Annotated in this window: 9 protein-coding genes; 4 read left to right on the forward strand and 5 right to left on the reverse strand. The window is 68.5% G+C overall.

Annotation, left to right across the window (positions count from 1 at the left end):
- Positions 1 to 1,705, forward strand: a 1,705-nt coding sequence (locus G3N94_RS36035) for a peptidase S1 (RefSeq protein ID WP_205798940.1), incomplete at its 5' end; no start/stop codon positions are given.
- Positions 1,706 to 1,882: 177 nt separating this feature from the next.
- Here G3N94_RS36035 and G3N94_RS36040 read toward each other — a convergent pair.
- The 5 genes from G3N94_RS36040 to G3N94_RS36060 form a co-directional block, all read right to left on the reverse strand.
- Complete coding sequence (locus G3N94_RS36040; RefSeq protein WP_205798942.1) at positions 1,883 to 2,671, reverse strand: sulfite exporter TauE/SafE family protein; 789 nt, start codon at positions 2,669 to 2,671, stop codon at positions 1,883 to 1,885.
- 163 nt (positions 2,672 to 2,834) lie between these two features.
- A complete protein-coding gene (locus tag G3N94_RS36045) occupies positions 2,835 to 4,277 on the reverse strand; it encodes a DHA2 family efflux MFS transporter permease subunit (RefSeq protein ID WP_205798944.1) in 1,443 nt (480 codons plus the stop codon).
- A 131-nt stretch (positions 4,278 to 4,408) separates the two neighbouring features.
- Entirely contained in the window at positions 4,409 to 5,140 is a 732-nt protein-coding gene (locus G3N94_RS36050) for a DsbA family oxidoreductase (RefSeq protein WP_205798946.1), read from the reverse strand.
- A gap of 120 nt (positions 5,141 to 5,260) precedes the next feature.
- Complete coding sequence (locus G3N94_RS36055; RefSeq protein WP_205798948.1) at positions 5,261 to 6,022, reverse strand: PAS domain-containing protein; 762 nt, start codon at positions 6,020 to 6,022, stop codon at positions 5,261 to 5,263.
- 18 nt (positions 6,023 to 6,040) lie between these two features.
- Complete coding sequence (locus tag G3N94_RS36060; protein ID WP_205798950.1) at positions 6,041 to 7,003, reverse strand: ornithine cyclodeaminase family protein; 963 nt, start codon at positions 7,001 to 7,003, stop codon at positions 6,041 to 6,043.
- A gap of 321 nt (positions 7,004 to 7,324) precedes the next feature.
- On the opposite strand from G3N94_RS36060, the gene G3N94_RS36065 reads away from it, so the two are divergent.
- From G3N94_RS36065 to G3N94_RS36075, 3 genes are all read left to right on the forward strand, one after another.
- Complete coding sequence (locus G3N94_RS36065) at positions 7,325 to 8,110, forward strand: ABC transporter substrate-binding protein (RefSeq protein ID WP_205798952.1); 786 nt, start codon at positions 7,325 to 7,327, stop codon at positions 8,108 to 8,110.
- A 66-nt stretch (positions 8,111 to 8,176) separates the two neighbouring features.
- Positions 8,177 to 9,421, forward strand: coding sequence for an FAD-dependent oxidoreductase (locus G3N94_RS36070; protein ID WP_205798954.1), 1,245 nt, complete (start codon positions 8,177 to 8,179; stop codon positions 9,419 to 9,421).
- Between the two features lie 505 nt (positions 9,422 to 9,926).
- Positions 9,927 to 11,634: hypothetical protein (locus tag G3N94_RS36075; RefSeq protein WP_205798955.1), on the forward strand; the 1,708-nt coding region annotated here is incomplete at its 3' end.

Consider the following 11,634-nt stretch of genomic DNA (forward strand, 5'->3'; position numbering starts at 1 on the left):
CGCCGCCAACACGGCCGCGAACGCGCCGGCCTCCGCGGGCAGCGGATCGACCAGCACTGCGTCGAACGCCACGCAGCCCGACCAGCCGTACGTCGACCCCGACGTGTACGGCACCGGCCCCAACGACGCGGTCACCGACGCGACCGAAGGCGCCGCGGTCGTGCACCGGCAGGTGACGATCGGCGGCAAGGTCGTCAACTACACGGCGACCGCCGGCCACCTGACGACGATCGACCCCGTCACGTCGCAGCCGAACGCGAAGATGTTCTATGTCGCGTACACGCAGGACAATCCCGATCCGTCGAAGCCGCGGCCGGTCACGTTCTTCTACAACGGCGGCCCCGGTTCGTCGTCGGTGTACCTGCTGCTCGGCTCGTTCGGGCCGAAGCGCCTGCAGTCGTCGTTCCCGAACTTCACGCCGCCCGCGCCGTACAAGCTGCTCGACAACCCGGACAGCCTGCTCGACCGTTCCGACCTCGTGTTCATCAACCCGGTCGGCACCGGTTACTCGGCGGCGATCGCCCCGGCGAAGAACAAGGACTTCTGGGGCGTCGACCAGGACGCGCGCTCGATCGACCGCTTCATCCAGCGCTACCTGACGAAGAACTCGCGCTGGAACTCGCCGAAGTTCCTGTTCGGCGAGTCGTACGGCACGGCGCGCAGCGCGGTGGTGTCGTGGGTACTGCATGAGGACGGCGTCGAGCTGAACGGGATCACGCTGCAGTCGTCGATCCTCGACTACTCGAACGCGCTGTCCGCGGTCGGTACGTTCCCGACGCTCGCGGCCGACGCGTTCTACTGGAAGAAGACGACGCTCAACCCGCAGCCGGCCGACCTCGACAGCTACATGGTGCAGGCGCGCAACTATGCGGACGGCGTGCTCGCGCCGCTCGCGCAGGCGCCGAACCCGCAGGACGGCGGCTTCGTGAACGTGCGGCTGAACCTGAACCTGCAGGCCGCGCAGCAGATGGGGTCGTACATCGGCACCGATCCGGTCTCGCTGATCCAGACCTTCGGCAACCCGGCCGCGCTCGGCAACGTGCCGTCGTCGAACAACAACCCGCCGTACACGTTCTTCCTGACGCTCGTGCCGGGCGTCCAGATCGGCCAGTATGACGGCCGCGCGAACTACACGGGCCAGGGCATCGCGCCGTTCATCCAGCCGAACTCGGGCGGCAACGATCCGTCGATCAACAACATCGGCGGCGCGTACACCGTGCTGTGGAACAGCTACCTGAACACCGACCTGCAGTACACGTCGACGTCGTCGTTCGTCGACCTGAACGACCAGGTGTTCAACAACTGGGACTTCAGCCACATCGACCCGACAGGCGCGAACAAGGGCGGCGGCAATACGCTGTACACGGCAGGCGACCTGGCATCGACGATGAGCCTCAACCCGGATCTGAAGGTGCTGTCCGCGAACGGTTACTTCGACGCGGTCACGCCGTTCCACCAGACCGAGCTGACGCTGAAGCAGATGCCGCTCGATCCGACGCTCAAGGCGCAGAACCTGGCGATCCGCAATTACCCGTCGGGCCACATGATCTACCTGAACGATCCGTCGCGGACCGCGCTGAAGGGCGATCTCGGCCACTTCTACGACAACATCCTCGCGAACCGCGCGGCGTTGCAGCGTGTGCTGAAGCTGCAGATGCGCTCGCAGCAACTGCGCCAGCAGAAGCTGCAGCAGCAGGGGCAGTGAGGGCATCAATGGCAGGCGGGCCGTGCGCCGCCTGACGTGACGTAAAAAAACGCCGCCCGGTCACGAGCCGGGCGGCGTAATTCATTTCGGGTTGCGTACGGCGTACGGCGTCCGGCGTCCGGCGCTGCGCCGTTTCGCGACTTCGCGACTTCGCCGCGGGACCTCGCGCCGGTTCGCTTACGCGAGCACGAGCCGTATGCCGACCGCGACGAGCGTCGACGCGAGCAGGTTGCGCAGCAGGCGCTCGGGCGCGCGCGCGGACAGCACGCTGCCGATCACGATGCCGGGCAGCGAGCCGAGCAGCAGCGACAGCAGCATCGACAAGTCGACCGAGCCGAGCAGCCAGTGACCCATGCCGGCGATCAGCGTGAGCGGCACCGCGTGCGCGATGTCCGAGCCGACGATGCGGGCCGTCGCGAGCGCCGGGTACAGCAGCAGCAGCACGGTCACGCCGATCGCGCCGGCGCCGACCGATGTCATCGACACCAGCACGCCGAGCACGGCGCCGGTCAGCACGGTGGACCACAGCGTGCGCGCGGGGCTTGGCGCGAGCGGATTGCGCGCGGCCAGCGCGGCGAGCTGCGGCCGGAAGATCAGCGCGAGCGACGTGAGGAGCAGCGCACAGCCGAGCACGAGCTGGATCATGCGGCCGGCGCCGGGCGACTGCATCCCGTACGTATGCAGCACCCACAGCGTGAGCGCCGACGCGGGGACGCTGCCGGCCGCGAGCCGGCCCGTGATGCGCCAGTCGACCGAGCCCTTGAGCCCGTGCACGAGGGTGCCGGTCGCCTTGGTCGCGGCCGCGTACAGCAGGTCGGTGCCGACCGCCGTCGCCGGATGGACGCCGAACAGCAGCACGAGGATCGGCGTCATCAGCGAACCGCCGCCAACGCCCGTCAGGCCGACGAGGATGCCGACGAACAGGCCGGACAGGGAGTACAGCAGATCGATATGAGGAAGCGACATCGGAAGCAGGCGGTTATGCGGCGTTCGGCGGCGGCGCGCAGGTCAAAGTCCGACATTGTCGCAAAACTGGCGGGGTGGTGTACGACTGCGTTAAAAATCGGTCGGCCGGGGCGGAATTGAAACGCGCGTTTGAATTCCGCCGCCGCAGCACCACGGCACCAGATCAGTGCATCGCGCTGCCGACCCCGCCGCCGACCGTATCCTGCCGCCGGATCCGCAGCGTGAGGCCGATCAGCCCGGCCGTCGCCGCGAACACCGCGCCGCACGCGAACGCGACGTGATAGCCGCCGTTCAGTGCGTCGAGCGGTGCGGCCTGGCTTGCCGCGAGCGCGTCGGTGCGGGCAGCCGCGAGGCTTGCGAGCACGGCGAGGCCGAGCGCGCCGCCCATCATGAACGCGGTGTTGACGATCCCTGACGCGAGCCCGGAATCCGCGGGGTCGACGTCGTTCATCGCGGCGAGCAGCATCGGGTTGAACGCGACGCCCGCGCCGATGCCGAGCAGCGTCATCCCGGGCAGCACGTGCCAGACGAATCCGCCGTCGACCGGCGCGCATGCGAACAGTGCAAGGCCGCATGCGGCGATCAGCAGGCCGGCCGCGATCGGGCCGCGGATCCCGAAGCGCATCACGATCCGCGCGGACAGCCCGAGCGAGAATGCGGCCATGATCAGGTTCGCGGGCAGGAATGCGAGGCCGACCTGGAACGGGCGGTAGCCGAGCACGCGCTGCATGTACAGCGCGGACAGGAAGAACCACGCGAACATCGCGGCGGCCCACAGCACGCCGATCACGTTCGCGAGCGCGACGTTGCGCGCGGCGAACAGCGTGAGCGGCATCAGCGGATGCGCGACGCGCGCCTCGATCGCGACGAACAGCGCGAGCAGCGCGGCAGCCGCGCCGACGAGCGTGATGGTGTGCGTCGACAGCCAGCCGGCCTCGTTGCCGTTGACGATCCCGTAGACCGCGAGCATCAGCGACGCGGTCACGGTGACCGCGCCCGCGACGTCGAGCCGCGCGTCGGCGGCAGGCGCGCGCGTGCGTGGCAGCAGCGCGACGCACAGCGCGTAGACCGCGACGCCGATCGGCAGGTTGACGAGAAAGATCCAGTGCCACGACAGCGTGCTCGTCAGCAGCCCGCCGAGCAGTACGCCGACACTGCCGCCGCCCGCGCACACGAAGCCGTAGACGCCCATCGCGCGCGCCCGTTCGCCGGTCTCGGTGAAGAGATTCATGATCAGCGACAGCGACACCGCCGACACGATCGCGCCGCCGAACCCCTGTACCGCGCGCGCGGCAATCAGCATCGCCTGCGATTGCGCGATGCCACACGCGAGCGACGCGAGCGTGAACACCGTGAGGCCCGCGAGGAACATGCGCCGGTGGCCGTACAGGTCGCCGAGCCGGCCGCCGAGCAGCAGGCAGCCGCCGAAGGTCAGCATGTACGCGTTGACGACCCAGACGAGCGCCGTCTCGCTGAAATGCAGGTCGGCGCTGATCGACGGGAGCGCGACGTTCACGATCGTGCTGTCGAGCACGATCATCAGCACGCCGAGACAGAGGACGATCAGCGCGTACCAGCGCTTCTCGCCGTGGATGCCGTGGGTCATGGGGTTGTGGTCTCTCAGATAGTTATTTGAAAGACAACATTGTAGACGCCGCATTGCGCGGCTTCTTGCCGGTTTCTGGCAGCAGCGGTGCGTGGTGGTTGCGCGCTGGTTATGCGTGGGCTACGTGTGGCTTACGTGCCCGGTGGCAGCGCGCAGCCGTCGGGGCCGCAGGCGGCCGCGTCTTCGTCGCCGATCGCGACGACGCCGTCCTGCCACGCCTGCTCGAGCGCCTGCGCAAACACGTCGGCCGGCTGCGCGCCGGACACCGCGTAGCGGCCGCCGAACACGAACAGCGGCACGCCGCGGCCGCCGATCTGCGCGGCGCGTTCGATATCGGCGTCGACTTCGTCCCGGTACGCGTCGCTGCGCAGCACGGCTTCGACCGCCGCACGCTCGAGCCCCGCTTCGACCGCGAAATCGGCGAGCGCGCCGTGATCGAACAGCGAGCCGTGCTCGCTGAAGTACGCGCGATACAGCCGCTCGGTCAGCGCGTGCGCGCGGCCGGTCGTTTCGGCGAGCTTCACGAGCCGGTGGCCGTCGAGCGTGTCGCCGACGAGCGTGCCGGGCAGGTCGTAGCGCAGCCCGACGCCGGCGGCCGCATCGGTCACCTGGCGCAGCATCTGCTCGACCTGCGCGGGCGCGAGCCGGTATTTGCTGCCGAGCATCGCCTCGACCGGCTCGACCGGCTGGCCGGGCATCAGGCGGTACGCGCGCAGCACGACGTCGACGCGGTCCGCATGCGCGAACGCGGCCAGCGCGTCATCGAAACGGCGCTTGCCGATCCAGCACCACGGGCAGATCAGGTCGGACCAGATTTCGACGGTCAGCGTCGGGCGAAGCGCGGGGGTGAGGGCGGTCGGCATGGGCGAGTAGCGATCGGGCAAAAAGATCGGACGAAAAAATGTAACTGCGACTATATCATTTTTGGCTGCGACGCTTAGGTGCCACCTCTGCCTTATGGGCGACCTCTGCCGCCAGCCCGGCTACATGTCGCCCTGCGTTTCCTTCAGGTGCTTCAGATGCTTGTAGACGGTCGCGCGCCCCATCCCGAGCACGTTCGCGACGTAGTTCGCCGCGCTCTTGCCGCGGAACGCGCCTTCCGCGTACAGCGCCTCGACGAGCTCGCGACGATGCTCGCGCGTGAGCCCGTTCAGGCCGACCTGCCGCTCGTGCAGCCAGCCATGCAGGAACGTGTTGATGCGCTCCTGCCAGTCGTCGCGGAACAGCTCGTCCGGTTGCGCGACGACGCCCGCGCCCTTGATGAACAGGTCGAGCGTCGCGCGCACCTCGTCGAACACCGCGATGTTGAAGTTGATGCACATCATCCCGGCCGGATGCCCTTCGTCGTCGAACAGCACGTTGCTGACGCAGCGCATCCGCCGGCCGTCCCAGTTGAGCTTCTCGTACGGGCCGATCACGCGCTCGCGTGCCGAGTGGTCGGTTTCCTCGAGCGCGGAATCGTCGCCGACCTCGCGTTTCGACAGGTTGTTCGCGAGGTACAGCACGGTCTGGTCGTGCAGGTCGTGGATCACGACTTCCGCGTACGGGAAGAACAATGTCGCGATGCCGTCGGCGATCGGCGCATAGCGGGACAGCAGCAGGTCTTTGACGGGGGATGGCTTCTTGCGCATCGGAATCGCTACCTCGGGTGAGCCGCGGCCGGGCGGCGCCTCCGGCCGACGCCGGCGCACCGCCGCCGTGGCGGTGGCGTCATTGTATCGGGCGCGCGTGCGATTGATGGTCATGTGCGGCTCACGTGCGGCTCATGCGCGCGTCAGGTGCGCATGGAGCGCGTGCGCGATCGCGACGTCCTCGAGACCGAGGCCGATCGAGCGGAAGAACGCATGGCGCGTGCGCGACGGCGCCGGACACGCGTTGCGCACGAGCGCGGGCAGATCGCCGACGATGCGCTCCGGCGTCCAGTCGTGCTCGGCGGCCGCGCGCTGCATCTCGCCCGCGCTCGCGGGCGTCGTGTGCCGGTAATCGCAGTAGACGTCCATCTCGGGCAGCCACGCGGGCGGGATCTCGTGCGCCTGCGCGACGTTGGTGCTGATCGACGTGACGAGCGCGGGGCGCGTCAGCATCCCGTCGCCGAGCACCGGCGTGCCCGACGACGTGCACAGCATCACGACGTCCGCGTCGCGCACGCAGGCTGCGACGCTGTCGGCCGGCCGCGCGCGCGGATCGATCTGCGCGATCGTCGCCTGCTGCGCCGCGTCGCCGGCCAGCGCCGGCGAATACACGCGGATCGTCTCCCAGTCGCGCAACGCCGCCGTGTGCCGCAGGTGCGCGAGACCGACCGCGCCCGCGCCGATCAGCGCGAGATGTTTCGCATCGCCGGGGGCGAGGCAGTCGACCGCGAGCGCGGTCGTGCCGGCGGTGCGCTCGACCGTCAGCAGGCCTGCGTCGCACCACATCAGCGGGTGACCGGTGCGCATCGACATCAGCGCGGTCCACGCGGTGACGATGGGTTTGCCGCCCGTCACGATGTACGGCGACAGCTTCGCGCCGAACACCTGCTCGTCGGCGAGCGCACCGAGGTAGGTGATGAAGTCGCCGGCCTGGTTGGGGAACAGCGTGAGCGTCTGCGGCGGCTGCACCGCGCGGGCTTCGCCGAGCGATGCGAACATGCGGCGCAGCGTGCCGAGCACGTCGAGCGACGGCAGCGCGGCGCGCACCGCCGCTTCGTCGACGGTCAGCGGCAGGGTGGGGGCGGCTTGCGTCATGGATACGTCTCCGGTCGGGGCCGGACGGACCGTCTCGTGACGTGTCGGTCCGGCGGTGTTCGTGATGGACGAAAAGTCTAATATAGACTCAAGATGTGTGGCGAGATTTTATTTTCAGGACGTTCGCGTGCCGGCGGGCGCCTGAAAAATCCATGTAAATCATGGGTTTGTGCCCAGTCGTGGCGACGCGGATGCGCCGAAACCGGGGCACGATTATCGTATCCCCTATAGTCTATAGTAGACTCTAAGTCTATATTTCGGATGCATGGACGTGCGCTGCGTGGCCGTCCCCTCGTTGCCTCAACCCAGACAGGACCCGTCATGAACTGGAAGCTCTCTCTGTGCGTCGCCGCGGCTTTCGCGAGCGCGGCCGTCACGGCCCACGCGGAACAGACCGCCAACACGTTGCGCTTCGGGATCGAAGCCGCTTATCCCCCGTTCGAGAGCAAGACGCCGGCCGGGCAGCTGCAGGGCTTCGACGTCGACGTCGGCAATGCGGTGTGCGCGAAGCTGAAGATGAAGTGCGTGTGGGTCGAGAATGCGTTCGACGGCCTGATCCCCGCGCTGCAGGCGCGCAAGTTCGACGCGATCAACTCGGCGATGAACATCACGGCCAAGCGGCGGCAGAGCATCGATTTCACGCCGGCGATCTACGTCGTGCCGATCGTGATGGTCGCGAAGCGCGGCTCGCCGCTGCTGCCCGACGTGGCGAGCCTGCGCGGCAAGCACGTCGGCGTGCTGCAAGGGTCGTCGCAGGAAGATTTCCTGAAGGCGCACTGGGCCAGCGCGGGCGTGTCGGTCGTGTCGTACCAGGATCAGGACCAGATCTACGCGGATCTCGTCGCGGGCCGTCTGGACGCGGCGGTGCAGGAAGCGCAGACCGCGCAGGAAGGTTTCCTCGACAAGCCGGCCGGCCGCGATTACCAGATCGTCGGCGACGCGCTGAAGGATCCGGCGACGCTCGGCGAGGGCACGGGCTTCGGGATGCGCAAGAATGACAAGGCGCTGCAGGCGAAGATCGTCGGCGCGCTCGACGCGCTGAAGAAGGACGGCACGCTGAGCGCGCTGTCGCAGAAGTACTTCCGGCGTGACATCATCGCGAAGTAAGTCCGGCCGCGCCGGGCGCAAGGTCCGGCGCGCATCGCATCGAATCTCGACGCAGTACGAGGAAGCATGGATTTCGACGTCATCGTCCTGGGGGCCGGCATCGTCGGCGTGTCGTCGGCGCTGCATCTGGAGGATCGTGGCCTGCGTGTCGCGCTCGTCGACCGGCGCGGGCCGGGCGAGGAAACGAGCCACGGCAATGCGGGGCTCATCGAGCGCTCGTCGGTCGTCCCGTATGCGTTCCCGCGCAAGCTCGGCACGCTGCTGCGCTATGCGCGCAACCGCTCGGTCGATCTCTATTGGGACTACAAGGCGATGCCCGCGTACGCGGGCTGGCTCGCGCGCTTCTGGCGGGAGTCGTCGCCGCAGCGGCTCGCGGCCGCCGCGCGCGACCTGCTGCCGCTGATCGCGGCGAGCGTCGACGAGCACGACGCGCTGCTCGCGCGCACCGACGCGCAGCCGCTCGTGCACGACGGCGGGTGGATCGAGGCGTTCCGCTCGCCCGCGCTGTTCGACGCGGAAGCGCGCGCGCAGCAGCGCGTCGCGAGCGAGCACGGGCTGCGGATGACCGTGCTCGACGCCCGCGCGCTGCACGCTCGCGAGCCGGGCCTCGGCGAAGCGTTTTGCGGCGCGTTTCACTGGCAGGATCCGAAGACCGTGTCGAACCCGGGCGGCCTGACGAAAGCGTATGCGCGGCTCTTCGAGCGGGAAGGCGGCACGTTCGCGCTCGGCGATGCGACGACGCTCACGCAGGTGGGCGACGGCTGGAGCGTCGACACCGAGCACGGACGCATCGCGGCGCGCCAGGTGGTGGTGGCGCTCGGGCCCTGGTCCGACCATGTGTTCGCGCCGCTCGGCTACCGGATTCCGCTGCGCGCGAAGCGCGGCTATCACATGCATTACCGGCCGACGCGCACGCCGCTGAACGTGCCTGTCTGCGATACCGAGGAAGGCTTCGTCGTCGCGCCGATGGACGGCGGGCGCCTGCGGCTCACGACCGGCGTCGAGATTGCGCTGCGCGGCGCGCCGCCGACCGGCGTGCAACTCGCGCGTGCGGAACCGCTCGCGCGCGACGCGTTCGGCGTCGGTGAACGGCTCGACCCGGCACCGTGGCTCGGGATGCGGCCGTGCACGCCGGACATGCGTCCGGTGATCGGGCCTGCGCCGCGTCATCGACACCTGTGGTTCGCGTTCGGCCATTGCCATCACGGGCTGACGCTCGGGCCCGCGACGGGGCGCCTGCTCGCCGAGATGATGACGGGCGCGCCGACCTACATCGATCCTCATCCGTTCCGGGCCGCTCGCTTCGGCTGAGTCGGCGCCGCCGGCGCGCGCCAGTGCAGTTGGTCGGGGTCCGCGCGCGCGGGCCTTTGCGACACAGTTTTTCATGCGGCTGTCGATAATCCCGGTATTATCCTGATTCGCAATGATCTGCGTAATTATCCGGAAAGAAATCGCGAAATAAGAAAATCAATGAATACGCGATTTTTTAATGCATTTCACATTCGTGAAACGGGGCGCTCCCCGTCAATCAGATTGACACCGATGAGCGGTGAACGGCGGGGCTCATGCATCGCCGCGCATGTACCGGAACACGTTACCTCGGGCCTCGCAAACGTTACGTTACATCCGTGTTCCGCGTCTGTTTTTCCTCAGGCAAGTCGTGCCGTGCATCTGAATTTTTCGTAATGAAATCAGGTGATGGAGCGTTATTGCGACGCAATAAATCGAGATAAAAGACCTGCATTTATCGGTGGCACGCTTCGTGCAATCTGTCCCCGTGCTTTATCAACGTAGTGCCAACCGGGATGAGGTCACGATGGGGAAAAATTTTAAATTGACGGGTGTCGCGTTGTCGGTCGCGACGGTGTTCGGGGTGCTGGCGTCGGGGGCCGCAGTAGCAGGGCCGCTCGATGGGTTGTCGATTCCGCAGGTGATCGTGAATCCGGCGACGAACGGCGCATCGGCGAGCATCGTTGCAACGGGGACGACGCCGCTGGGTTCGGTCACCTTGACCGCGTCCGGCTCGGGCGCGATTCAGACGTCGCTCGGCGACCCCGCCAGCGCGGTGAATTCGGTGACGGGCGCGCTTGGCGGTGCCGGCGGCACGATGAATCCGCTGACGCCGGTGCAAGGTGCGGTGAGCCAGGCGCAAGGCGCGCTGGGCAACGCGGTTGGCACGCTGACGGGGGCATTGGGCAACGTTGGCGGCGGCGCGAACCCGCTGGCTCCGGTTCAAGGTGCACTGAGCCAGGCGCAAGGCGCGCTGACGGGCGCATTGGGCAACGTCGGCGGCGGCGCGAACCCGCTTGCCCCTGTGCAAGGCGCGGTGAATCAAGTTGTGAGCACGCTGGGCACCAACAACCCAGCCGCTGCACTGAACAACGCAGTCGGCACGCTGACCGGCGCACTGGGTAACCTCGGTGGCGGCACGAACCCGCTCGCTCCGGTTCAAGGCGCCGTGAACCAGGTCGCCGGTACGCTAGGCAGCGGCAACCCGACCGACGCGCTCGTCAGCGCGGTGAACGCGATCGCAGGCCAGGCCGGCAACGGCGCGAACCCGCTCGCACCCGTGCAAGGCGCCGTGAATCAGGTCGTCGGCACGCTCGGCAGTGGCAATCCGGCCGGCGCGCTCAGCAACGCGGTCAACACGATCACGGGTGCGCTGGGTAACGTCGGCGGCGGCGCAAATCCGCTCGCGCCCGTGCAGGGTGCAGTGACCCAGCTCGCGGGTACGTTCGGCGACAACCCGGGCGCCGCCGTGAGTAACGCGGTGAACTCGCTGACGGGTGCGCTCGGCAATCTCGGCGGCACGAACCCGCTGGCACCGGTGCAGGGCGCGGTGACGCAGGTGGTCAACACGCTGTCCGGCGCCGCGGGCAGCAGCCCGATCGCACCGATCACGAATCTCGTGAACGGCCTGACGGGCGGCCTGCCCGGCGGCAGCAATCCGGCCGGCGCGCTGACGGGCGCACTGGGCTCGGTGACGGGCGCGCTCGGCAACCTCGGCAGCTCGAACGCGCTGGCCCCGGTGCAAGGCGCGGTGAACCAGGTCGTCAATACGCTGAGCAGCGGCAATCCGGCAGGCGCGCTGAGCAATGCAGTGAACTCGGTGACGGGTGCCCTCGGCAACCTCGGCGGCGGTGCGAACCCGCTGGCCCCGGTTCAGGGTGCGGTGACCCAAGTCGTGGGCACGCTCGGCGGCGGCAACCCGGCCGGCGCGCTGACGGGTGCCCTGAACTCGGTGACGGGCGCGCTCGGCAACCTCGGCGGCTCGAACCCGCTGGCGCCGGTGCAGGGTGCGGTGACCCAGGTCGTCAATACGCTGACGGGTGCGGCCGGCGGCAGCCCGATCGCGCCGATCACGAACCTCGTGAACGGCCTGACGGGCGGCCTGCCCGGCGGCAGCAACCCGGCCGGCGCACTGACCGGGGCACTGGGTTCGGCCACCGGTGCGCTGGGCAACGCCGGCGCGCCGCTGTCGCATGCGGCCGGCGCACTGACGGGGGCGCTCGCGAACGGTCCGG

This window comes from Burkholderia sp. Ac-20353 (genome assembly GCF_017104785.1).
Taxonomy (GTDB): Bacteria; Pseudomonadota; Gammaproteobacteria; order Burkholderiales; family Burkholderiaceae; genus Burkholderia.